This is a genomic window from Streptomyces sp. TLI_053, from assembly GCF_900105395.1.
Taxonomy (GTDB): domain Bacteria; phylum Actinomycetota; class Actinomycetes; order Streptomycetales; family Streptomycetaceae; genus Kitasatospora.
The window spans coordinates 2,240,625-2,263,133 of record NZ_LT629775.1; the positions used below are offsets into that span (position 1 = coordinate 2,240,625).

Below are 22,509 nucleotides of genomic sequence, written 5' to 3' on the forward strand. Positions count from 1 at the left end.
GGGCCAAGGCCGACCGGGCCGGGCCGGACGGGCCGCGCGGACCGGGGCTCAGGCCGGACGGCGGGCGACGGTGCGCACGGCGCGACGGCCGGCGAAGCGGACGGCGCGGGTGCCGAAACGGGCCGCCTCGGCGACGGCGGGGAGCGGGTCGTCCGCGCACAGCCAGGCGCGTTCGGTGCCCCGGCGCGGTCGCAGGCCGGCCGGCGGGCGGCCCTCGTGACGGACGGCGGAGGCCACCGCCAGCAGGTCGAGCTGGCCGACCGCGTAGCCCCGGCCCCGCTGCTCACCGGCCGGTACGGGCCGTCCGGTGAGCGACAGGTGCAGCGCCCGGACCACGTCCACCCCGTCCGCCGTCTCGAACAGCCGGAACTGCGCGCCGGTCCGGGGGTTGAAGTCCACCAGCTTGTGGCGGCCGTCCCTCGGGTCGAGCCGCCAGTCGAGGTCGGCGACACCGCAGTACCCGATCCGCCGGCAGAAACCGGCCGCGAGTTCGGCCAGCGCCGGATCGGCCACCGCCCGGGCCCTGGTGGTCACGCCGCCGCCCGGCGGCCAGGAGCGCAGCTTGACGCCGGTGAAGACCGCCAGCGGCTCCCCGCCGGGGCCGCAGGTCAGATGGGTGAACCAGTCCTCGGCGCCCTCCGCCGGCAGGTACTCCTGCGCCACCACGTCGAGCGGCCCGGTGTGCTGCCCGCACCGGGCCAGCAGCTCCGCGCGGTCCCGGACCACGGTGGTGTGGCCGACCGCCGGGTGGAGCAGCCGGCTGAACGGCGCGCGGTTCTTCAGGACCAGCGGGAAGCCCAGCCGGTCGGCGGCGGCGAGCAGTCCGTCCCGGTCGGCCGGGGCGCAGGTGTCCGGGGCGGGGGTGCCGGTGGCCCGGCAGAGCGCGTGCAGCGCCGCCTTGTCGGCGAGCCGCCGGGGCAGGCCCGTCAGTACCGGCGGCAACCGGAGGTCGGCCGCGTAGTCGGCGGCGTGCTCCGCCAGCAGGACGGCGGCCTCGTCGTCGGTGGCCACCGCCACCGCCCGCCGGCCGGTGCGCCGCCGGACCTCGCGGGCGGCCTCCCCCAGGCGGGCGGCGAGTTCGGCGGCGGGTTCGCGCCCGGTGCTGGGCGCGACCAGGGCGCCGGCCAGGTAGCGGGAGAGCGCGGTGGGCGTGAACCGGTCCTCGACCATCGCGTACACCGGGACGCCGAGCCGGCCGAGCGAGCGGACGGCGCCGACCGCGCTGTGCGACTGCGGGTACCGCCCCACCTTCACCAGCAGGGCCGGGACGGTCCGGTCGAGGGCGGGGCCGGGGCCCGGGCGGCGGGTACCGATCAGTGCTGCCATACCTGCACCCACTCCACCTGGAGAGCCGCCGAGTCGGTCCCGGCGGGGGGCGATTCCAGGTAGCCGACGGCCAGGTTGACGACGAGTTCCATCGCCACGTCCGGGATCCGCGCGGGATCGCTGACCTTGAACCAGGGCGTGCCGTCCACGTACCAGGTCACCGCGTCGGGCTGCCAGTCGACGGCGAAGACGTGGAAGCCGGCGGAGAAGTCGGCCGGGCCCGCGCTCTGACCGACGTGCTGGTCGGAGCCGTCCTCCGCCCGCCAGTGCAGGTACATCTGGGCGTACTGGTCGGTGTTCGGGAACTCCGCGATGTCGAGCTCCGGCGGAGTGCCGCGGCTCTCCGCCGGGATCAGCCAGAACGCGGGGAAGAAGCCGTGCGGGTCCTTCGGGACCTTGATCGCGGCGGAGAAGTAGCCGTAGGTGAAGGTGTGGCGGGGCGGCGCGTTCCAGGAGTCGCGGCCGGTGCTGACCATGCCCGAGACCCACGGGTGGGACCGGCCGTCGGTGCCCGCCGCGGTGCGGCGCTGCGCGGTCAGGGTCAGCAGGCCGCCGCCCGCCCTGACCTGGCCCGGCTGGTACCACTGGTCCTCGCCGTTGCCGGCGTTGGTGCAGCCGTGGTCGTTCCAGTCGTAGCAGGTGGTCCACTTCGAACGGTCGAGGCCCGTGCCGGTGAAGCGGTCGTCGAAGGCCAGGTGCCACGGGGCGGCCGAGGCCGGGAGCGGCGGGGCGCCCTCGGGCAGGGCGGCCCCGGCGGCGGCCGGGCCGGACCCACCGCCGCCCGCTCGCGACGCACCGGACGCACCGGACGTGGTCGACCGTCCGCCGCCGGAGCCCGAGCAGGCGGCGACCAGCACCAGCAGGGCGACGGCGGCCGTCGTCCCGACCGCCCGCCCGGACCGGGAGCCGCGCGGGCGGGACGTACGGAGGCGGGACGTACGCGGGCGGGACGTGCGCGGGCGGGACGAACGCGGGCGGGACGAACGCGGGCGGGACGTGAGGGAGCGCGAGGAGCTCGAGGATCTCGAGGAGCGCGACCGGGGCGGCAGGACGACGAGCAGCGTGCTCACCGCCGCCAGGACCACCAGCGCCGTCCGGGCCGAGAACACCCCGCCGAGCATCAGTCCGACCGTCGTCAGCGAGGCCAGGGCAAGACTCAGCGCGAGCACCAGCACGGCCGCGGCCCAGCGGTCGGGCCCGGCGGCCCGGGCGATCGTCGGACGCCCCGACAGGGCGGCCGCACCGGGGCCGGCCAGGACGAAGGCGGCCGTGAGCGCGACCCTCGGCGGGGAGCCGGCGGGCAGCGCGGTGGCGGCGACGGCCGCCCAGCCCAGCAGGGCGGGCGCCGCCCGGCGCACCGTCGGCGACCAGGATCCCGTCACGCGCCGCCTCCCTCGGTCGGGCCCGGGCCGGCGGTCCGGGCGGAGTACTGGTAGACCACGGCGTCGCCGTCGGCGAAGACCACCCGCAGCGACGGCGAGGAGGCCGCCACGGCCCGCACCCGGTCCACGGTGTCGGCGGGCAGCACGCCGGTCAGCCGGCACTCGGCGGCCTGCGCCTGGGTCAGCACCAGGTAGGACGGTCCGGTGACGGTCGGGTCGGCCAGCGCGGCGCCGACCGCGGCGGCCGGGTCGCGCACGAGCAGCAGGCGGTCCTGCGGCGTGCCCGAGGCCAGGGCCGTGCGCCCGAGTTCGTCGTAGCGCACCTCGCCGCCCGGGAGGTCGGCGGTGACCGAGACGATCCGCGAGCCGGCCGGGGCCGTGTCCGCGACGAACCGCACGGCGGCGGCCTCGCCGGGGGTGAAGCGGTTCATGGCCTCCTTGCCGTAGTAACCGAAGACCAGGCCGAAGAGCAGGGCCAGCAGCGAGAACAGGGTCAGGCCCCAGCGGGCCGGACCGGGCCCCCGGGCCGGGGCGGGCGCGGCCGCCCCGGGAGCGGTCCCGACGGCAGCGGGGGCGGCCGGCGGGGTCCCGGCCGGGACGAGCACCGTGGCGGCGAGCATCGCCGCCGCCGGAAGGGCGAACAGATAGGCCCGGAAGACCATTTCACCGCCGTAGCTGTTCGCCAGCAACAGCGGGACCGGCGCGGCCAGCAGCAGCGGCAGGCTGGTCCGCCGCACCCAGCGGTGGCGCACCAGGGCGGCCACCGCCAGCAGCAGCACGGCGGCGGTCAGTCCCCGGTCCACCCAGGAGGCGAACACCTGTGCCTCGGCCGGGCGGGCGAGCCGTTGCAGGCCGGGCAGCGCGTTGTTGTCCGGCGAGGCCAGGGCGGCCACCAGGTCGCCGAGGTTCTTCGAGAGGTAGGGGCGGGCGACGGTGGAGTCCCAGGCGAAGGTCAGGGCGACGGCGGCGGCCAGGACGGGGAGCACCACGCGCCGGTTGCGCCGCGGGAGCGCGAGCATCACCAGCGCGCTGATCAGCATCAGCGGGGTGAGCTGGTGGGAGCAGACGATGGCGGCGGTCAGCACCAGGACCAGCGCGAAGGGCAGCGGGCGCCAGCCGCCGCGCCGGGGCAGATCGGTGCTCCAGGTCACCGCGCGGGCGCCGCCGACCGCCGGCAGCCCCTCCCCCGACGCCCCCGCCCGTCCCCGCTCCCCCGTCGCGCCCGCCGCCCCCGGTGGTCCTTGCGGCCCGGAGCCGTCCGCCCCGGGGCCGTCCGCCGGCGGCCGTCCGGCCGCCAGCCGTCGCAGGACCAGCGCGAGCACGGCGAGGAAGAGCAGGTAGGAGAACGCCTGCGGGGAGAAGTAGTCCTGGCCCACCCAGGAGGCGCTGTAGTAGATCCACACCCCGCCCCAGACCAGCCGACCGTTCGTGGTGACGGTGCGCAGGACCAGCAGCAGCGGCCCGAGCAGCAGCACGTTGGCCAGCACCGGGTACCAGGCCGCGTAGCCGAGGGCCGAGTGCAGGCCGGTGGCGCGCAGGAACAGCACGTTGAGCTGGAAGAAGCCCGGCCACTGGTTGTAGGCGTCGAGCGCGCCCGCGTCGGGGACGGCGCCGTCGTGGCGGAGCATCGCGTCGACGACCACGACGTGCTTCCACGCCCAGGCGTAGCGCAGTTCCGGGTAGAGCAGGGTGGGGGTGGCGTGCAGGAAGGCGATCAGGGCGAGCACGTAGCCGGGCGCCCAGCGCCGCCGGGCGCCGCGCTCGGCGAGCACGGCGGTGAAGCCGGCGGTCAGCAGCGCGAGGCCGGCCCAGTAGAGCACCGGCAGGGCCCCGACCAGTCCGAGCGCGCCCATGTGGTCGGTCCTGGTCCGGGGCAGGGCCAGCAGCCAGAGCAGGACGGCGGCCGGCAGGGCGCACCGGGCGAAGAGCGCGAGCGGGCCGAGGCCGGCGAGGAACCCGGCGGGACGGCGGACTCGCCGGGCCGGGTGTCCGCGGGCACGGCCCGGTCCGGCGGAGTCCGGGGGGCGTGCCCCGGCCAGTTGGTCAACCATCGGAAGGACCGCCCACCGGGCTGCCGACGGCCGCGCGCAGCCGCCGGTAGCCCCGCCAGTACCGGGTGTAGAGGCTCTCCGGGACGGGGCCGGTGCGGGCGCCCCGCCCGGCCACCCAGTCGGCGAAGACACGCTCGGGGGTGTCGCGCCGGACCATCAGCCGGCCGAGCCGCAGCACGTGGTCGGTGGCGGAGCTGAACCTGTTCTCGACGGCGGTGGCCGAGGTCCACCCGGCCTCGGCGACCCGGCGGCGGACGGCGGCGCTGGAGTAGCCGTGCGGGTAGGCGAAGGCCGTGACCTCGTGGCCGAGCGCGTCCTCCAGCCGGTGCTTGCAGCCGGCGACCTCCTCGGTGCACCGCCGGGGGCGGAGGGTGTCCAGCTGGGCGTGGGTGACGGAGTGGCCGCCGATCTCGACGCCCGTCGCGTCCAGTGCGGCGACCTGGCGCCAGTTCAGCATGTCGGCGGGCGGGAACAGGCTGCCGGTGGGGCGGCCGCCGGGCGGGTGGACGGCGCCGACGGTGAGGTAGAGGGTGGCGGGCAGTCCGCGTTCCTCCAGCAGCGGGGCGACCGTCCAGTAGAAGTCGGCGAAGCCGTCGTCGAAGGTGAGGACGGCCGCCCGGGGCGGGAGCGGGGGGCCGCCGCGCACGGCGGCGACCAGCCTCCGCAGCGGGACGACCGAGCGGCCCTCGACGATCCGGTCCAGCTGGCGGCGGAAGACCTCCGGGGTCACCGTCCACGGGGCGATCCAGTTCGGGGGGTGGTCGGACACCGAGTGGTAGAGGAAGACCGGTACCGGGGTCATGGCCGGGTCCCCGCTCCGGTGTCGGGCGCCACGGTCGCGGTCGCCGTGCCGGGCGCATCCGTGCCGGTGGCGCCCGGGCCGAGGGTGTCCGTCCCGGTGGCGCCCGGGCCGGGCGGCCGGCCGATCCTGCCGGTGGCGTACCCGGCGGCGGCCAGGCAGGCCCCGGCCCCGAGCGCCCCGGCCGCCCGCAGCCGTCCGTGCCGCACCGCGCGGAGCACGGCGACCGGCAGGGTGCGGCGCAGGTAGCGCCGCTCGCTGGAGAGCGCGGACCGGGTGCCGACGTGCCGGGCGACCACGGCCTTGGAGCGGCCCTCGGCGTAGCAACGGGAGCTGAAGTAGCGCCAGCCGGTGCGGGCCGGCGGCACGTGCTGGCGGACCACCGCGGTGGGCTGGTGGCGCAGGACGCCCCCGGGGTTCAGCGCGGTGAGCCGGACGCAGAGTTCGGTCTCCTCGCAGCCGAACGGGCTGGTGCCGATCCGGCCGAGGTCGCCCCGGAAGCCTCCGGCGGCGACCACCGCGGCCCGCCGGAACGACATGTTGGCGCCGATGAAGTTGCGCACGGCGCCCGCGTCCTCGGGCGCGCCGGGGTAGGAGCAGCCGACCACCCAGTCGTACTCGGGCGGGAACCAGCCGGGCCGGCCGGTCTCCCACCAGGAGTCGACCCGGCCGCCGACGCCCAGCACCGCCGGGTCGCGGTAGCCGTCGAGCAGGGCCTCGGTCCAGTCGGGGGCGGCCACCGCGTCGTCGTCGAGGAAGGCCAGCAGTTCGCCCCGGGCCACCCGCACTCCGGTGTTGCGGGCGCCGGAGACGCCCGGCGGCTCGGTGCTCTCGACCACCCGCAGCTCCGGGCGGGCGGCCAGCCGGGCGGTCAGCGCCGGGCAGTGGTCGACCACGACCACCGTCTCGTCGGGCCGGCGCCGCTGTGCGGCCAGGGAGTCGAGGGCGGCGGTGAGGTCGTCCCACCGGTCGAGGGTGTAGCTGCAGACCACGACCGAGAGGGTGGTGGCCGGTGCCTCCGCCCGCCGGGTGCTGCTCGCGGTCTCGGTCTCGGGTCGCCGGGTGTTCATCGCGGTCTCCGGTGGGTGGACGGCAGCCAGCGCGGAAGCGCTGCCAGCAGGGGAAGGGCGAGGGCGGTAGGGGCGATCAGCCAGGCGGCGCCGACGCCCGCCAGGCCGTACGCGGGGAGCAGGACGGCGGCGAGCGCGACGACCAGTGCCGCGTACACGACCTGGAGGCCGATCATCCAGCGCAGGGCGCGGCGGGCCCGGGCGACGTCGGTGGCCAGGCTCAGCACGACGGTGGGCAGCGCGGAGAGCGCCATCAGCCGCAGCGCGGTGGTGCCGTGCTCGGCGTAGCCGGGGCCGAAGAGCCGCAGCAGCCACGGCGCACCGGCCACGATCACGACCACGGCGGAGAGCACGATCAGCCCGGTGTGCCGCAGCATCCGGCGGGCGTGCTCGGCGAGCCGTTCCGGCTCCCTGGCGGCCTCGACGACCAGGGAACTGCCCATGCTGTAGGCGGCCATGTAGAGGCTGTCGGCGATCACCCAGGCGAGCGCGTAGTAGGCGGCCCGCTCGGCGCCGAGGGCGGCCAGGACCATCAGCGGGACGACGCTGCACGCGGTGATCCCGGCCAGGTTGCCGAGGTAGTCGGCGACGGCGTAGCGGCCGATCCGCGGTTGCGGCGGCGGGGTGGTGACGGACAGCCGCTCGTGCGCCGGAACGGCCCGGCGGAACAGCACCACGTTGGTCACCAGCACCGTCAGCAGCAGGGCCGCGGCCCAGGAGAGCAGGATCCCGGTGCCGACGGCGAGCGCGGCACAGACCGCCAGGGCCCCGGCCTTGACGAGCGCGAAGCAGGCGTTCTCGCCGACCACCAGGCCGGCCCGGCGCAGTCCGGTGAGGGCGCCGTCCTGGAGCACGAAGATCGAGTAGCCGGCCGTCACGACGACGAAGGAGACCGCGAGCAGCGGTTCCCGCAGGTAGCCGAGGCTCGGGGAGATCCGGGGGATCAGCAGCAGGAAGCCGACCGCGGCGAGGGCGCCGGTGACCGCGCTCACCGCGTAGCAGCGCAGCACCAGCCGCCGGGTGCCCCGGCCGGCGACCGGGACGAAGCGCACCAGGACGCCGTTGAGGTTGAACCGGCCGACCGCGGAGAGCAGCCCGGCGGCGGACACCGCGGCGGTGCTCAGGCCGACCGCCTCGGCGCTGTACCAACGGGTGGCGAACAGCCAGAACACCGCGCCGAGGGCGGCCGCGAGCACGGAGCTGAGCAGCAGCAGGTGTCCGTTGCGGACCAGGGCGTCGGCGGGCCGGACGGCGCGCAGCGCCCGGGCGGCGCGGTCGGTTCCGGCGGCCCGGGCGGCGCGGGCGCGGGCGGCCAGCAGGGTCCGGTAGGAGCACTGGCAGGGCAGCGGCCGCGGGCAGGAGCAGGCGCGGTCGGCGACCGTGCGGGGTGCGGGGAGCAGCATCACGACCGGCTCCCCGCCCGGAACCGGCGGTCCTGTGCCCGGCCGACCAGGTATCCGGCCGGGCCGAGGAGGAGGCCGCGCAGTTCGATCCGGCCGAGCCGGGCCAGCGCCGGGTCGGTCCGGGGGTCCGCCGCGCCGTCGCTGTGGGCCGGCGCGACGGAGGCGGTGGGGGTCACGGTGGAGGCGGCGGGGGTCACGGTGGGGGCGGTGGCGCGCCGCAGGGCGTACCGGGTCCCGGCCGGGACCCGGCGCAGCAGGTCGGCGAGCAGCGCGGGACGGTGGACCACGGCCGCGGTGAGGTAGCCGCCGAGGCCGATGCCGAAACCCCGGATCTGGGCCTCGAGTTCGGTCCGGGTGCGGCGGTGGCGGTGCCAGACGACGGCCTCCGGCCGGTAGGCCAGGGTGTGTCCGGCGGCCAGGACGCCGAGGAAGGCGAGCAGGTCCTCGCCGCCGCGGGTCGGCGTGCCGGCACCGGTGGCCGGGTCGAAGCCGCCGAGCCGGCGCAGCGTCGCGGTCCGGAAGGCCATGTTGGCGCCGGTGCCGAAGCGGCCGGCGGCGAACGGGAACAGCGGGTCGGCGGCGTCGGCCCGCCGGGACCAGTCGCGCGGGGCGAAGCCCTTGCCGAAGCCGCAGTAGCGTTCGAAGAGCGCCTGGGCCTCGGTGTCGAGTTCGGCGGGCACCACCAGGCCGGTGACGCAGGCGATCCGGGGGTCCGCGCGGAAGGCGGCGGCGAGCGCGCCCGCCCAGCCGGGGTCGGCCAGGGTGTCGTCGTCGGTGAAGGCGACGATCTCGCCGTGGGCGGCCGCGAGGCCCCGGTTGCGGGCCCGGGCCAGACCGGGCACGGGCTCCCGCAGGTAGCGCAGCCGGCCGGGGGCGAGGCCGCGGACCAGTCGTTCGGTGCTGTCGTCCTCGGGGGCGTTGTCGACGACCAGGATCTCGGTGGCGGGGTGGTCGGTGCGCAGCAGGGCGCGGAGGCTGTCGCCGAGCAGGGTGGTCCGGCCCCGGGTGCAGACCACGACGGTGACCGTCGGCGGGGTGCGGTCGACGGGGGCGGAGGCGGGGGCGGGGGCGGGGGCGGGGGCCGGGTCCGCACCGGGGCCGAAGCGCCGTTCGGCGGCGGCGACGAGACGTTCGCGAAGGGCGTCCGGACCACCGTCCGCCGCCCCGTCCGCCGCCCCGTCCGGGCCGAGGGCGACCAGGCCCAGCGGCCGACCGGCCCGGCGGACCAGGGCCACCGCGGACGGCACCGACCGGTCCGGCCCCCGGGCGGGCCCCGACCGGCCGGGAGCCCAGGGCCCGCCGGGCCGGTCGAGGTCGAGGTCCATCACCCGGGCGGGCACCGGCAGGGCCGGCGTCGGCGCGGGGACCGGCGGGGCGGCCGCCGGCCGGACGGCGGTCACGACGCGCCTCCGTCGTTCCACCCGCGCTGGCGCCAGACGCTGACCGCGTAGCCGAACGGCCCGACCAGCATGCCGCCGAGTTCGCGGCGCCCGAGCCGCAGTTGGGCGAGCTCCCGGTCGGCCGGGGCGCCGCGGGCCCGGTCGCGGCGGACCCGCTGCCACCGCCGCAGCCCGCCGGGGAGGTGGCGGGCCAGGTCGAGCAGCACACCGGGGCGCCGGGTGACCGCGGCCGTGAGGTAGGCGCCGAAGCCGACGCCGAAGTTGAACACCTGCCGCCCGAGCGCGCCGGTGGTCCGCGGGTGGCGGTGCCAGACGATGGCATCGGGCTGGTAGGCGACGGTGTGGCCGGTGTCGAGGGTCTGGAAGAAGGCGAGCAGTTCCTCCCCGCCGCGGGCGGGGGTGCCGGCACCGGTCGCCGGGTCGAAGCCGCCGAAGCCGCGGACGACCGCCGTCCGGAAGGCCATGTTGGCGCCGGAGCCGAAGCGGCCGACGGAGAAGCGGACGAGCGGGTCGTCCGGCCGTTGGCGCAGCGACCAGTCCCGGGCGGCGAAGCCCCGCGAGTAACCGCCGTACTGCTCCAGCGCGGCCTGCGCGGGGGTGTCGAGTTCGGCCGGCAGGACCAGCCCGGTGACGCAGGCTATCCGGTCGTCGGCGCGGAAGGTCCGGGCGATCGCCTCGACCCAGCCGGTGTCGATGATCAGGTCGTCGTCGGCGAACGCCACCACCTCGCCGCGGGCCGCGGCCAGGCCGCGGTTGCGGGCCCGGGCCAGCCCGGGCACGGGTTCGCGCAGGTACCGGACGCGGTCGCGGTAGTGCGCGGCGACGAGGCGTTCGGTGGCGTCGTCGCGCGGAGCGTTGTCGACGACCAGGACCTCGGTGTGCGGATAGCCGGTCCGCAGCAGGGAGTCCAGGCAGCTCCGCAGTGACTCGGTCCGGTCGCGGGTGCAGATGACCACGCTGACCGTGACCGGGCCCGCGGGCACCCGGGCGCGCCCGACCCGACTCGGGCGCGCCGCGGGTGTCGCGGTGGACAGGGCGGGAACGGGGAGTTCCCGGTGGGCGGCGTCGACCAGCGCCCGGCGCAGCGCGACGGTGTCGCCGGCTGTTCCGGTGGCCGTGACCAGGCCGAGCGGGTGCCCGTGCAGCCGGACCAACGCCAACACGCGGCCGACCGGGTCGTCGGCCCCGGACCCGCCGGGCGAGCGCAGCCCGCTCGGCTCGTCCAGGTCCAGGTCGACCACCCGGACGGGGGTGTAGAGCGAGTCGCGGGCGGCGGGACGCGGGCAGGCTGCATCGGTGCGCCGGTCGGAGCCTTTCATCGTTGCTCCTCCGCGGGGACGGTCGCCGAGGGCCGGGCGCCGGGACGCTCGGTGATCAGGGTCCTCAGCACCCGGCGGCCGTCGGCGACGGCGTGGAGGTGGGAGCGACCGCTGCGGCGGGGGAGTTCCAGGCTCGGCACCTCGGCGATCCGCAGTCCGGAGCGCAGCGCGTGCGCGATCATCTCGGCCTCGATCTCGAAGCCGGTGGACCGCAGGTCGAGCGCGTCCAGGAAGGAGCGGCGGAAGGCGCAGTAGCCGTAGCACAGGTCGGTGAGGCGCGCGTCGTACAGGCGGTTGGCGACGGCGAGCAGGGCGCGGTTGCCCATCGAGCGGACCCGGGTGAGGTCCAGCGATCCGCCGCCGCCGATGCAGCGCGATCCTTTGACGAAGTCGTAGCCGTGGTCGAGGAAGTGCAGGAAGTGCGGGATCTCGCCGGGCCACATGGAGCCGTCGGCGTCGATCATGACGATGTACTCGCCGGTGGCGGCGGCGAAGCCGGTGCGCAGGGCGTTGCCCTTGCCGGGTCCCCGCTGGGCGACGCTGCGCACGGTGGGCAGGCAGTGCCGGGCCATCGGGACGGTCGCGTCGCTGGAGGAGCCGTCCACCAGGATGACCTCGTCGACGCAGCGCGGGATCTGTTCGAAGACCCAGGGGATGTTGCGGGCCTCGTTGCGGGCGGGGACGACCAGACTGACGGTCCGGCGGGTGACGACGACGTCCCCGGCCCGGCGCATCGGCCGGGGGTGGGCGGGGTCGTGCTCGGTGCCGCGGTCGGTGGCCCGGCGCAGCGGGTGGCCGTCGTGACCGTCGGGGCGGGCGGGGCCGTCGGGACGGGCGGGGCGGGCGGAGCCGTCGTGGCGGTCGGGGCGGGCGCTCGGGGGCGCGGTGGTGCTCATCGAAAGCCGGCCTCTCGGCGAAGAGGTGGTGGGCCTGGCGCCGGACGGACCGATGGACGGCGGGGGCGGCGCGGCCCCTGGCTGTGACGGGCGCGCCCGGCGCGGAGGCGCGGCGCGGCCCGGTGGAACGGGGCGGGCCCGTACGTGCGGAGCACGCGGGGCTCGGAGCCCGGGAAAGCCCCGAGGGGGCTGGTCGACGGACCGTGGGACGTCGGGGGACCGCCGGGAACCGGGCGGCCGAAGGGGGTGCGCACCGCTGGTCCCGGGCGCCGGGGAAGCGCCGGTCCGTCGTACTGGCGGGGATCCCGCACGGGCGGTGCGGGGACTGCCAGGACCTCATCGTGCGCTCGGTCACCTCACCACGTCAAGGGTGATTTGTCCGTTTTTGGGACTAATCTCCGTGCGTCACCGCGTGCCCCCGGACCGCGACCGGGCGGCCCTGCGGCTCCTCGGCGATCCGCCGGGCGATCTCGGCCGGCCGCACCGGCCGCCCGAAGTGCCAGCCCTGCGCCCAGTCGCAGCCGATGACGCGCAGTCGCTCGGCGTCCCGGCGGGTCTCCACGCCCTCGGCGGTGACGGTCAGCCCGAGGGCGTGCGCCATCGACACCAGACCGCTGACGATCCGCCAGCCGGTCTCCTCGTCCTTGGCCGGGTCGTGCAGGTCGCCGACGAAGGACCCGGCGATCTTCAGCCCGGAGACCGGCAGGTCGCGCAGGTAGGCGAGGTTGGACCAGCCGGTCCCGAAGTCGTCGACGGCGAGCGAGACGCCCTGCTCGACCAGGCCGTGCAGGGTGCGCAGCGCCTCGTCCTCCGGACCGACCACGGTGGACTCGGTGATCTCCAGCTGGAGCCGGGCCGGGTCCAGCCCGGTGCTGTCGAGGATCCGGTTGAGGTCGCCGACCAGGGCGGCGCTGCGGGCCTGGCGGACCGCCAGGTTGACGTTGAGCTGCGGCGCGGCGTCGCCGAACCGCCGGATCCAGTCGGCGGCCTGACCGCAGGCCTGCTCCAGCACCCAGCGGCCGAGCGGCATGATCAGCCCGGTCTCCTCGGCGGTGGTGACGAACTCGTCCGGCCCGAGCACCCCGAGCTGAGGGTGGCGCCAGCGCACCAGCGCCTCGACGGCGGCGAGCCGGCCGTCGGCCAGCGCGTACAGCGGCTGGTAGTCGATGAAGAACTCGCCCCGGTCCAGCGCGGCGGGCATCCGCACCGACACCGCGTAGCGGGACACGGCGCGGGCGTTCTCCTTGGGGTCGAAGAGCGTCCAGCGGCCCCGGCCGGCCTCCTTGGCCCGGTAGAGCGTCAGGTCCGCGGCCCGGACGGCGGCGCCGGGGGTGGTGGTGGAGACCCGGCGCTCCAGCACGCCGACGCTGGCGCCGACGGCGAGCTTGTGGTCACCGATCAGCACCGGCCCGGCCAGCGCCTTGAGCACGGTCTTCGCGGCGGCGACGGCCTCCTGCTCGCCGCGGCTGTTCTCCAGCAGGACCACGAACTCGTCGCCGCCGAGCCGGGCCACCAGGTGGCCGAGCGGGCTGAGCGCGGCCTTCAGCCGGGCCGCGACGGCGGACAGCAGCTGGTCCCCGGTGTCGTGGCCGAGACTGTCGTTGACCACCTTGAAGCCGTCGAGGTCGACGTAGCAGAGTCCGAACCGGGCGCCCGGGTCCGGGTCCTCGAAGAGCTTCTCCAGCCGTTCGAAGAACGCGGCCCGGTTGGGCAGCCCGGTGAGCGGGTCGTGGGTGGCCTGGTGGCGCAGCCGCTCCTGGAGCCGGTAGCGGTCGGTGACGTCCTCCAGCATCGCGACCTGGTACTGCGGGACGCCGTCGTCGTCGCGGATCAGCGAGACCGTCAGGTGGGTCCAGACCACCTCGCCGTCCTGCCGGTAGTACGGCTTGTCGAACTGGAAGTACTCGCGCTTGCCGCTGACCAGTTCCTCGTAGACGTCCCAGACGTTGTCGCCGTCCTCGGGGTGGACGAGGTCGCCGACCCGGCGGCCGATCATGTCCTCCGGGCCGGCCCCGAACAGCTCCTGGAGAGCCTTGTTGACGGCCAGGATGTTGCCGTCGGTGTCGCCGATGCCGATGCCGATCGCGGCGCTCTCGAACAGCGCCCGGAACCGCGCCTCGGACGCCCGCAGCGCCCGCTCGGCCTCCTTCTGGGCGACGTCGGCGGCGGTGCGGATGGCCTCCTGCTCGCGCAGGGTGCGCTCGCGCAGGGCGGCCGCCCAGCCGGCCGCGAACGCGCCGCACAGGGCCGGCCCCCGGCCGTCGGCGGACGGCTGCCGCTGGAGCAGCTCCAGCGCGCGGGCCAGCACGATCGGGTCGGTGAACTGGGCCTCGACGAGCTGCGCGCCGGCCTCCGCGGCCAGGTGCGGCTCGAAGGGCTCGTCCAGCTGGGCGCGGCGGAGCAGCCCGGCGGTCCCGGACACCAGCCGGTCGAGCAGGCCGGGGTGGACCGCCGTGCCGTGGTCACCGGAGAGCAGCCGCGCCCAGTCCTCGGGGAACCGTTCGGCGCCGCTGCCCGGTTCCGGTGCACCGGTCACGGGCGGAACCCCACACCCGCCACCCCGGTCATCCGCTCCGGGTGCTCCCCGACGGCCTCCGGCTGGTCCGGGCGCCACTGCGGCAGGTAGACGACGCCGGGCTCGACGATGTCGAAGCCGGCGAACATCCCGGTGATCTGCTCGACGGTGCGCATCGTCAGCGGCGTGGGCGTCATCCGGTAGAGCCGCTGGTGGTCCTCGGCCTGGTCGGGACGGCCCTCCAGGGAGGCGTGCGAGAGCACCAGGGCGCTGCCCGGCGGGAGGGCGTCGCGGATGACCGCGATCAGCTTCCACGGGTCGTCCGCGTCCTGGACGAAGTGCATGACGGCGACCAGCAGGACGGCCACCGGCTCGCCGGCCGCGAGCAGGGCGGTCACCTCGGGGCGGGACATCAGGTCGTCGACGTCGCGGACGTCGGCCTGGACGACGACGCTGCCCGAGTCGTCCTCGAGCAGCAGCCGGCTGTGGGCGACGGCGACCGGGTCGCGGTCGATGTAGACGACCCGGGACTCCGGACGGACCGCGCGGGCGATCTCGTGCACGGCGCCGAAGGTGGGGATGCCGGAGCCGATGTCCAGGAAGCGGCTGATGCCGCGTTCGGCGGTGAACTGGACGGCGCGGCGCAGGAAGGCCCGGTTGGAGCGCATGATCTGCGGCAGCTCCGGCCACAGGGCGATCGCCTTGCGGGCCATCTCCCGGTCCACCTCGAAGTTGTGCGAGCCTCCGAGGTAGTAGTCGTAGACCCGGGCGGCGTTCGGTTTGTCCAGGTCCGTGCCCTCCGGTACCCAGTTCGGTCGCCGCATCCTCGGGACTCCTTCGTTCCGGTTCCGATGAATCAGTCGTCTGCCGTGATGGCTGAGACTGATGAGACTACAAGCACACAAGATCCTCCCTTGCACGTCGAACGCGTGCAAGCGGAGTGACGCGGTCCTTTCCAGGACCCCGGGCACACCTGCGGGCGGCGCCCCACGGATCCGCGGGCAGCCCCGGGCGGACCCGCGGGCGGCACCCCGACGGATCTGCGGGCGGCGCCCGGAGCGCCGAGAATGGACCCGATGGCCGGACGCATCGAGGACTACGCCCTGATCGGCGACCTGCAGACCGCCGCCCTGGTCGGCCGGGACGGCGCCGTCGACTGGCTCTGCCTGCCCCGGTTCGACTCCCCCAGCTGCTTCGCCGCCCTGCTCGGCGACGGGCGGCACGGCGCCTGGCGGCTCGCACCCGCCGGCGCCGGCGGGTGCACCACCCGCCGCTACCGGCCGGACAGCCTCGTCCTCGACAGCGAGTGGCACACCCCCGAGGGCCGGGTCCGGATCACCGACTTCATGCCGCAGCGCGGCACGGACCGACGGCACCCGCCGCGGCTGGTCCGGATCGTCGAGGGACTCGAGGGCGCCGTCCCGGTCCGCGGCGAACTGCGGCTGCGGTTCAACTACGGGCGGATCGACCCGTGGGTGCGCCGCACCGCCCACCACCGGGTCGCCGTGGCCGGCCCCGACTCCGCCTGGCTGCGCGTCCCGCCCGGGGTGCACACCTACGGCACCGACGGCACCACCGTCTCCGAGGTCACCGTCACCCCGGGCCTGCGCGTCCCGTTCGTGCTCACCTGGCAGCCCTCGCACCTGCGCGCCGCCCCCGGCACCGACCCGGACGCCGAGCTGCTCACGACCGTCGACGCCTGGCGGCGCTGGGCGGCGGGCTGCCGCTACGACGGCGAGTGGCGGGCCGCCGTGCTCCGCTCGCTGATCACCCTCAAGGCGCTCGCCTACGCGCCCACCGGCGGCATCGTCGCCGCCGCCACCGCCTCGCTGCCCGAGCACATCGGCGGCCCGCGCAACTGGGACTACCGGTTCTGCTGGCTGCGGGACTCCTCGATGACGCTCTCCGCGCTGCTGCGCGGCGGCTTCCGCGAGGAGGCCGCCGCCTGGCGCCACTGGCTGCTGCGCGCCATCGCCGGCGACCCCCGCGACCTCCAGGCCCTCTACGGGGTGGCCGGCGAGCGCGTCGTCACCGAGACCGTCGCCGACTGGCTGCCCGGCTACCTCGGCTCGCGCCCGGTCCGGTTCGGCAACGCCGCCGTCGGGCAGCTCCAGCTCGACGTCCACGGCGAGGTGGTCGACACCCTGCATCTGGCGCTGCTGGCCGGCATCCCGATGGAGCGGCACGTCTGGACGCTGCTGCGGGCGCTGATGGGCCACCTCGAACAGCACTGGCGCGAGCCCGACGAGGGCCTGTGGGAAGTGCGCGGCGCGCGACGCCACTTCGTCCACTCCAAGGTGATGTGCTGGGTCGCCGCCGACCGGGCGGTGCGGCTCGCCGAGGCCACCGGACTGCCCGCGCCGACCGACCGCTGGCGGGCCATGCGGGACGCGGTGCACGCCGACGTCTGCGCCCACGGCTACGACCGGCGCCGGGGCGTGTTCGTCCAGCACTACGGCGGGCACGGGCTGGACGCGGCCACGCTGTTCGTGGTCAAGAGCGGTTTCCTGCCGCCCGACGACCCGCGGGTGGTGCGCACCGTCGACGCCGTGCGGGACGGCCTGGACCACGGCGGGCTGGTCCGCCGCTACCGTCCGGCGCCCGGCACCGACGGACTGCCCGGCGGCGAGGGCGCGTTCCTCGCCTGCTCGTTCTGGCTCGCGGACGCGCTCGCCGCGACCGGGCGGCGCGACGAGGCGCGCGAACTGTTCGCCCGGGTGGTCGGCCTGGCCAACGACCTGGGCCTGCTCTCGGAGCAGTGGGACCCGCGCGCCCGGCGCCAACTCGGCAACACCCCGCAGGCGTTCAGTCACGTGGCACTGGTGAACACCGCCTTCGCGCTGGCCGAACCCGGAGGGTGGCCGGCGCGGGCGGTCGGCACGGTGCCCGGCGGAGACCCGGCACCATGACGGGCCGGGCCCGGCACCATGACGGGCCGGGCCCGGCACCATGACGGAGCGGGCCCGGCCGGGACTACAGTGCCCCCGTGGACCCCAACCACTACCGCTTCCGCGGCGTGTGGCGGCTGGCCGCCCCGCCGACGGCGGTCTTCGCGGCGCTCGCCGACGTCCCCGGCTACCCGCGCTGGTGGCCGGAGATCCGCTCCGTCCGGGAGACCGGGCCGGACCGGGGCGAGGTCCTGGTCCGGGCGCTGCTCCCCTACCGGCTGGTGATCGGGCTGACCCCGGTGCGCCGGGACCGCGCCGCCGGGGTCCTGGAGGCGGCCATGGACGGCGACCTCACCGGCTGGTCCCGCTGGACGGTCGCGGCGGACGGCACGGGCGGCAGCCTGGTCCTGTTCGAGGAGGACACCCGCCCGGCCAAGCCGCTGCTGCGTCTGCTGGCGCTGCCCGCCCGGCCGCTGTTCCGGGCCAACCACGCGGTGATGATGCGGCGCGGGAGGCGCGGCCTGGCGGCCCACCTCGGCGCCCGTCCGCCCGGCGGACCCGCCGGCCGTCCCACCGGCCCCACGGGCTGAACCCGACGCGTCGAAATACCCCGATTCACCCGTTCGCACCGGCCCTGACCTGCGAGGACAGTCCTTCACCAGATGTTTGCGCGGCGCCCCCGCATGGTCCGTAGCAGACTGGGCAGGGTAGTCCGGGCCGCACCCGTGCCCCGAGGATGGTGAGTCCGGTGATACCCCTCCGACCGTCCGCTCCGCCCGACCGGCAGAGCGCTGGACCTCCCGCCGACTCGGTGACCCCGCTCACCGAGTCGGCCGCCCGCAGCCACATGACGGGCGTCTGCTTCAAGATCGGCCCGCCCAGGCTGGTCGGCGTCGAGCTCGAGTGGTTCGTCCACGACGACCGATGTCCCGACGAACCGGTCCCCCCGGAACGACTGCACAGCGCACTGGACGCACTGCCGCTCGGCGGCCCCGACGGGACGTGGCTCCCCTCAGGCGCCCGCCTCACCCTCGAACCCGGCGGTCAGGTAGAGCTCAGCTCCCCGCCCGCCGACAGCCTCACCGGCTGCGTCGCCGACACCCGGCGCGACCTCGCCGCCCTGCGGAACGCCTTCGCCGCCCAGGGCCTGCGCCTCACCGGCACCGGCACCGACCCGCTGGCCCGCCCCCGCCGGATGGTGCTGGACCACCCGCGCTACCTCGCGATGGAGCACCACTTCGACTCGGCCGGGCCCTGGGGCCGGATCATGATGACCGGCACCGCCTCGCTCCAGGTCTGCCTGGACGCCGGGGCGGAGAGCGGCCCGCAGGCGCTGGACCGCCGCTGGCACCTCGCCCACCGGCTCGGCCCGGTGCTGGTCGCCGCCTTCGCCAACTCGCCGCTGCTGGACGGCCGCCCCACCGGGCACCGGTCCACCCGGCAGACCGTCTGGTCCCGGATGGACCCCTCCCGCACCCTGGCCCCCGCGCCCGACCACGGCGACCCGCGCGAGGCCTGGACCCGGTACGTGCTGGACGCCCAGGTGCTCTGCGTGCGCCGCCGCGACGGCCTGCCGTGGACCGCGCCCAGCGGACTGACCTTCCTCGACTGGCTGCGCGGCGGCGGCGAACGGCCGCCCACCCTGGCCGACCTCGACTACCACCGCACCACGCTGTTCCCACCGGTCCGCCCGCGCGGCCACCTGGAACTGCGGATGATCGACGCCCAGCCCGGGGATGGCTGGATCGTCCCCGCCGCCCTGGTCACCGCACTGCTGGACGACCCGGTCGCCGCGGACACCGCGCTCGCCGCCCTGGAGCCGCTGGAGCCGCCACCGGGCGCCGCCGGTCCGCGCGCGCCGCGCAGCGACGTCTGGCGCCGCGCCGCCGCCCTGGCGACGGCCGACCCCGAGCTGCGCCGCGCCGCCCTCACCTGCTTCGCCGCCGCCGACGCCGCGCTGGGCCGCCTGCCCGGCGCCGAACGGCTGCGCGCCACCGTCGCCGCGTTCGCCGAGCGCTACCCCGCGCGCGGCCGCTGCCCGGCCGACGACCAGTTGGACGCCCTGCGCTCCGGCACCCGACGCACTCCGCCCGAGGAGGCCACACCATGATCGACGACACCCGCGCCGACCGCGGTGCCCGGGAGACCCGCCCGCCCGGGGCACGCCCGCCGGGGACCCCTGCGCCGGAAGCCCCGTCACCCGAGGCGCTGTCACCCGAGGCGCTGCGCGAGACCATCGCCGCCGAACTGCTGGCCGCCCGCGCCCGCACCGCCGCGCTCACCGACTGCGTCGAGGACCACGACCTCACCGCCCAGCACTCCCCGCTGATGTCGCCGCTGGTCTGGGACCTCGCCCACATCGGCAACCAGGAGGAGCTCTGGCTGCTGCGCAACATCGGCGGCCGCGACCCGATGCACCCCGAGATCGACCCGCTCTACGACGCCTTCGAGCACCCCCGCTCGGAGCGCCCCACGCTGCCGCTGCTGCCGCCCGGGGAGGCCCGCGCCTACGCCGGCGAGGTGCGCGGCCGGGTGCTCGACCTGCTCGCCGCCAGCCCCCTGGAGGGCGCGCCGCTGCTCGACGCCGGGTTCGCCTTCGGCATGATCGCCCAGCACGAGCAGCAGCACGACGAAACGATGCTGATCACCCATCAGCTGCGCAAGGGCGAACCCGCGCTGGCCGCTCCCCCGCCCCCGCCCGCCCCCGCCGACGCGGCCGCGCTGCCCGCCGAGGTGCTCGTCCCGGCCGGCCCGTTCACCATGGGCACCGACACCGAGCCCTGGGCACTGGACAACGAACGCCCGGCACACCGCGTCGACCTGCCCGCCTACCGGCTGGACACCACCCCGGTCACCAACGGCGCCTACCTGCGGTTCGTCGAGGACGGCGGCTACGACGAGCCGCACTGGTGGACCCCCGAGGGCTGGGCGCACCGGCGGAGCGCCGACCTGACCGCGCCGCTGTTCTGGCGCCGCGAGGACGGCCAGTGGCAACGCCGACGGTTCGGGGTGCTGGAACCCGTCCCGCTGGACGAACCGGTGCTGCACGTCAGCTGGTACGAGGCGGACGCCTACGCCCGGTGGGCCGGACGCCGGCTGCCGACCGAGGCGGAGTGGGAGAAGGCCGCCCGGCACGACCCGGCCACCGGCCGCTCGCGCCGCTACCCGTGGGGCGACGGCACCCCCGGCCCCGAGCACGCCAACCTGGGCCAGCGGCATCTGCGCCCGGCCCCGGCCGGCAGCTACCCCGAGGGCCAGTCTCCTTACGGGGCACGGCAGTTGATGGGCGACGTGTGGGAGTGGACAGCCAGCGACTTCCGGCCGTACCCGGGCTTCCGGGCCTGGCCGTACCGGGAGTACTCGGAGGTGTTCTTCGGTCCCGAGTACAAGGTGCTGCGCGGCGGCTGCTTCGCGGTGGCGCCGGTCGCCTGCCGGGGCACCTTCCGCAACTGGGACTACCCGGTCCGGCGGCAGATCTTCGCCGGGTTCCGCACCGCCGCCGACGTCACGGACACGGCGGACGGCCCCGCCACCTCCCCCGCCCGGGAGGCCGGCTGATGTGCCGCCACCTCGCCTACGTCGGCGAGCCGGTGTCGCCCCGGGCCCTGCTGGTGGAGCCGCCGTTCGGCCTCCACCGGCAGTCCTGGGCCCCGCGCCTCCAGCAGTACGGCACCGTCAACGTGGACGGCTTCGGCCTCGGCTGGTACGCGGACGGCGACGAGGTGCCCGCCCGCTACCGGCGGGCCGGGCCGATCTGGGCCGACACCTCCTTCGGCGACCTCGCCCGGGTCCTGCGCACCCGGGCACTGCTGGCGGCGGTCCGCTCGGCCACCGAGGGCTGCGCGGCCGGCGAGGAGGCGGCCGCGCCGTTCGCCGCCGGGCGCTGGCTGTTCAGCCACAACGGGGCGCTGGCCGACTGGCCGGAGGGGACCGGCGCGCTGGCCGCGCTGCTGCCGCCGGCCGAACTGCTCAGCCTGGTGGCCCGCACCGACTCGGCCCTGCTGTGGGCGCTCGCCGTGCACCGGCTGCGCGCCGGCGCCGGACTCGGCGAAGCGCTGGCCGGCACGGTCGCGGACGCGGCCGCGCACACCACCGGCCGGATGAACCTGCTGCTCACCGACGGCCGGGAGATCGCCGCCACCGCCTGGGGCGACACCCTGCACCACCGGACCGTGCCCGGCCTCGGGGTGCTGGTGGCCTCCGAGCCCTCCGACGACCACCCCGACTGGGCCACCGTGCCGGACCGGTCGCTGCTGCTGGCCGGGCCGGACGGGGTGACCATCAAGCCGCTCTGAGCGCCACGCCTCCGGTCAACATCTTCACTTCCTGAACAGAGGATCCGCCTGTCATGAGCACCTTTGATCTCACCCGGCTGCTGCCCGCCGACCACTTCAGCACGGCGCTGCGGCACGACGTCCAGTCCGGCCTGACCGCCGAGCCCAAGACGCTGCCGCCCAAGTGGTTCTACGACGCGCGCGGCAGCGAGCTGTTCGAGGAGATCACCCGGCTGCCCGAGTACTACCCGACCCGCGCCGAGCGGGCCATCCTCACCGCCCGGGCCGGCGAGATCGCCGCCGCCACCCGGGCCCGCACCCTGGTCGAGCTCGGCTCGGGCTCCTCCGAGAAGACCCGGCTGCTCCTGGACGCGCTGCGCGACCTCGGCACACTGGGGACGTACGTGCCGGTGGACGTCAGCGAGAGCGCGCTGACCTCGGCCGGGGAGGCCCTCGCCGAGGAGTACCCGGGTCTCGCGGTGCACGGCGTACTGGCCGACTTCACCGCCCGGCTCGACCTGCCGCCGGCCGGCGGCCCCCGGCTGGTCGCCTTCCTCGGCGGCACCCTCGGCAACCTGCTGCCGCCCGAGCGGGCCGCCTTCCTGCGCGGGCTGCGGGAGGCGCTCGACCCCGGTGACTTCCTGCTGCTCGGCACCGACCTGGTCAAGGACCCGGCGGTGCTGGTCGCCGCCTACGACGACGCGGCCGGGGTGACCGCGGAGTTCAACCGGAACGTGCTCAACGTGCTGAACCGCGAGCTGTCCGCCGACTTCGAGCCGGACTCCTTCGCGCACGTGGCGCTCTGGGACCCGGAGCGGGAGTGGATCGAGATGCGGCTGCGCTCGCTCGCCGACCAGACCGTGAAGATCCCGGCGCTGGACCTGCCGGTGCACTTCGAGGAGGGCGAGGAACTGCGCACCGAGGTGTCGGCGAAGTTCCGCCGGGAGCGGGTGGCCGAGGAGCTGGCGGCGGCCGGGCTGCGGCTCTCGGCCTGGTGGACGGACGAGCGGGGCCGGTTCGGCCTGTCGCTGGCCCACCCGGCCTGAGCGGGTTCCGGACGACGGACGGATCCGGTATTTGATTTTTCACCTTACGAATCATTGAAGGGACTTGGGCGGCATCCCACGTACAACACTTGAACATTGAGGGGTTACGATCTCGGCTACCAAGCTCAGCGTTGAGTACC

Annotated in this window: 17 protein-coding genes; 6 read left to right on the plus strand and 11 right to left on the minus strand. The window is 76.1% G+C overall.

Annotated elements, in window-relative coordinates; all coding sequences use genetic code 11:
• Positions 1 to 48 precede the first annotated feature (48 nt).
• From BLU95_RS08785 to BLU95_RS08835, 11 genes are all read right to left on the minus strand, one after another.
• Positions 49 to 1,326 (minus strand): carboxylate--amine ligase, encoded by a 1,278-nt coding sequence (locus BLU95_RS08785; protein ID WP_093859499.1) that lies wholly within the window; start codon positions 1,324 to 1,326, stop codon positions 49 to 51.
• Positions 1,314 to 2,708 (minus strand): glycoside hydrolase family 16 protein, encoded by a 1,395-nt coding sequence (locus BLU95_RS08790; protein ID WP_159424827.1) that lies wholly within the window; start codon positions 2,706 to 2,708, stop codon positions 1,314 to 1,316. The genes BLU95_RS08785 and BLU95_RS08790 overlap by 13 nt, the downstream gene beginning before the upstream one ends.
• Positions 2,705 to 4,759 (minus strand): hypothetical protein, encoded by a 2,055-nt coding sequence (locus tag BLU95_RS08795; protein WP_093859501.1) that lies wholly within the window; start codon positions 4,757 to 4,759, stop codon positions 2,705 to 2,707. The genes BLU95_RS08790 and BLU95_RS08795 overlap by 4 nt, the downstream gene beginning before the upstream one ends.
• Positions 4,752 to 5,561 (minus strand): polysaccharide deacetylase family protein, encoded by an 810-nt coding sequence (locus BLU95_RS08800; protein WP_093859502.1) that lies wholly within the window; start codon positions 5,559 to 5,561, stop codon positions 4,752 to 4,754. The genes BLU95_RS08795 and BLU95_RS08800 overlap by 8 nt, the downstream gene beginning before the upstream one ends.
• Positions 5,558 to 6,628 (minus strand): glycosyltransferase family 2 protein, encoded by a 1,071-nt coding sequence (locus BLU95_RS08805; RefSeq protein WP_093859503.1) that lies wholly within the window; start codon positions 6,626 to 6,628, stop codon positions 5,558 to 5,560. The genes BLU95_RS08800 and BLU95_RS08805 overlap by 4 nt, the downstream gene beginning before the upstream one ends.
• On the minus strand, positions 6,625 to 8,034 hold the full coding sequence (locus BLU95_RS08810; protein ID WP_159424828.1) for a lipopolysaccharide biosynthesis protein: 1,410 nt from the start codon (positions 8,032 to 8,034) through the stop codon (positions 6,625 to 6,627). The genes BLU95_RS08805 and BLU95_RS08810 overlap by 4 nt, the downstream gene beginning before the upstream one ends.
• Positions 8,031 to 9,431, minus strand: a complete 1,401-nt coding sequence (locus tag BLU95_RS08815; protein ID WP_231978426.1) for a glycosyltransferase family 2 protein — start codon at positions 9,429 to 9,431, stop codon at positions 8,031 to 8,033. The genes BLU95_RS08810 and BLU95_RS08815 overlap by 4 nt, the downstream gene beginning before the upstream one ends.
• On the minus strand, positions 9,428 to 10,750 hold the full coding sequence (locus tag BLU95_RS08820) for a glycosyltransferase family 2 protein (RefSeq protein ID WP_093859505.1): 1,323 nt from the start codon (positions 10,748 to 10,750) through the stop codon (positions 9,428 to 9,430). The genes BLU95_RS08815 and BLU95_RS08820 overlap by 4 nt, the downstream gene beginning before the upstream one ends.
• Positions 10,747 to 11,646, minus strand: coding sequence for a glycosyltransferase family 2 protein (locus tag BLU95_RS08825; protein WP_231978427.1), 900 nt, complete (start codon positions 11,644 to 11,646; stop codon positions 10,747 to 10,749). Before BLU95_RS08825 ends, BLU95_RS08820 begins: the two co-directional genes overlap by 4 nt.
• Positions 11,647 to 12,037: 391 nt before the next feature.
• On the minus strand, positions 12,038 to 14,182 hold the full coding sequence (locus tag BLU95_RS08830; RefSeq protein WP_093859506.1) for a putative bifunctional diguanylate cyclase/phosphodiesterase: 2,145 nt from the start codon (positions 14,180 to 14,182) through the stop codon (positions 12,038 to 12,040).
• A complete protein-coding gene (locus BLU95_RS08835) occupies positions 14,179 to 14,985 on the minus strand; it encodes an SAM-dependent methyltransferase (protein WP_093859507.1) in 807 nt (268 codons plus the stop codon). Before BLU95_RS08835 ends, BLU95_RS08830 begins: the two co-directional genes overlap by 4 nt.
• A gap of 252 nt (positions 14,986 to 15,237) precedes the next feature.
• Between BLU95_RS08835 and BLU95_RS08840 the strand changes: the two genes are divergently transcribed.
• The 6 genes from BLU95_RS08840 (at position 15,238) to egtD (ending at position 22,369) form a co-directional block, all read left to right on the plus strand.
• Complete coding sequence (locus tag BLU95_RS08840) at positions 15,238 to 17,070, plus strand: glycoside hydrolase family 15 protein (RefSeq protein WP_093864738.1); 1,833 nt, start codon at positions 15,238 to 15,240, stop codon at positions 17,068 to 17,070.
• A gap of 77 nt (positions 17,071 to 17,147) precedes the next feature.
• Entirely contained in the window at positions 17,148 to 17,639 is a 492-nt protein-coding gene (locus tag BLU95_RS08845; RefSeq protein ID WP_093859508.1) for an SRPBCC family protein, read from the plus strand.
• Positions 17,640 to 17,860: 221 nt separating this feature from the next.
• Positions 17,861 to 19,159 (plus strand): ergothioneine biosynthesis glutamate--cysteine ligase EgtA, encoded by a 1,299-nt coding sequence (gene egtA, locus BLU95_RS08850; RefSeq protein WP_353653546.1) that lies wholly within the window; start codon positions 17,861 to 17,863, stop codon positions 19,157 to 19,159.
• Positions 19,156 to 20,607, plus strand: coding sequence for an ergothioneine biosynthesis protein EgtB (gene egtB / locus BLU95_RS08855; RefSeq protein ID WP_093859510.1), 1,452 nt, complete (start codon positions 19,156 to 19,158; stop codon positions 20,605 to 20,607). The genes egtA and egtB overlap by 4 nt, the downstream gene beginning before the upstream one ends.
• A complete protein-coding gene (gene egtC / locus BLU95_RS08860; RefSeq protein WP_093859511.1) occupies positions 20,607 to 21,344 on the plus strand; it encodes an ergothioneine biosynthesis protein EgtC in 738 nt (245 codons plus the stop codon). The genes egtB and egtC overlap by 1 nt, the downstream gene beginning before the upstream one ends.
• A gap of 53 nt (positions 21,345 to 21,397) precedes the next feature.
• Complete coding sequence (gene egtD, locus BLU95_RS08865; RefSeq protein WP_093859512.1) at positions 21,398 to 22,369, plus strand: L-histidine N(alpha)-methyltransferase; 972 nt, start codon at positions 21,398 to 21,400, stop codon at positions 22,367 to 22,369.
• The last annotated feature ends 140 nt before the right edge of the window (positions 22,370 to 22,509 follow it).

Coding starts and splice junctions, on each gene's coding strand:
- BLU95_RS08785 (WP_093859499.1), bottom strand. CDS start 1,326: ATGGCAGCACTGATCGGTACCCGCCGCCCGGGCCCCGGCCCCGCCCTC.
- BLU95_RS08795 (WP_093859501.1), bottom strand. CDS start 4,759: ATGGTTGACCAACTGGCCGGGGCACGCCCCCCGGACTCCGCCGGACCG.
- BLU95_RS08800 (WP_093859502.1), bottom strand. CDS start 5,561: ATGACCCCGGTACCGGTCTTCCTCTACCACTCGGTGTCCGACCACCCC.
- BLU95_RS08805 (WP_093859503.1), bottom strand. CDS start 6,628: ATGAACACCCGGCGACCCGAGACCGAGACCGCGAGCAGCACCCGGCGG.
- BLU95_RS08820 (WP_093859505.1), bottom strand. CDS start 10,750: ATGAAAGGCTCCGACCGGCGCACCGATGCAGCCTGCCCGCGTCCCGCC.
- BLU95_RS08825 (WP_231978427.1), bottom strand. CDS start 11,646: ATGAGCACCACCGCGCCCCCGAGCGCCCGCCCCGACCGCCACGACGGC.
- BLU95_RS08835 (WP_093859507.1), bottom strand. CDS start 14,985: ATGCGGCGACCGAACTGGGTACCGGAGGGCACGGACCTGGACAAACCG.
- BLU95_RS08840 (WP_093864738.1), top strand. CDS start 15,238: ATGGCCGGACGCATCGAGGACTACGCCCTGATCGGCGACCTGCAGACC.
- egtB (WP_093859510.1), top strand. CDS start 19,156: ATGATCGACGACACCCGCGCCGACCGCGGTGCCCGGGAGACCCGCCCG.
- egtC (WP_093859511.1), top strand. CDS start 20,607: ATGTGCCGCCACCTCGCCTACGTCGGCGAGCCGGTGTCGCCCCGGGCC.
- egtD (WP_093859512.1), top strand. CDS start 21,398: ATGAGCACCTTTGATCTCACCCGGCTGCTGCCCGCCGACCACTTCAGC.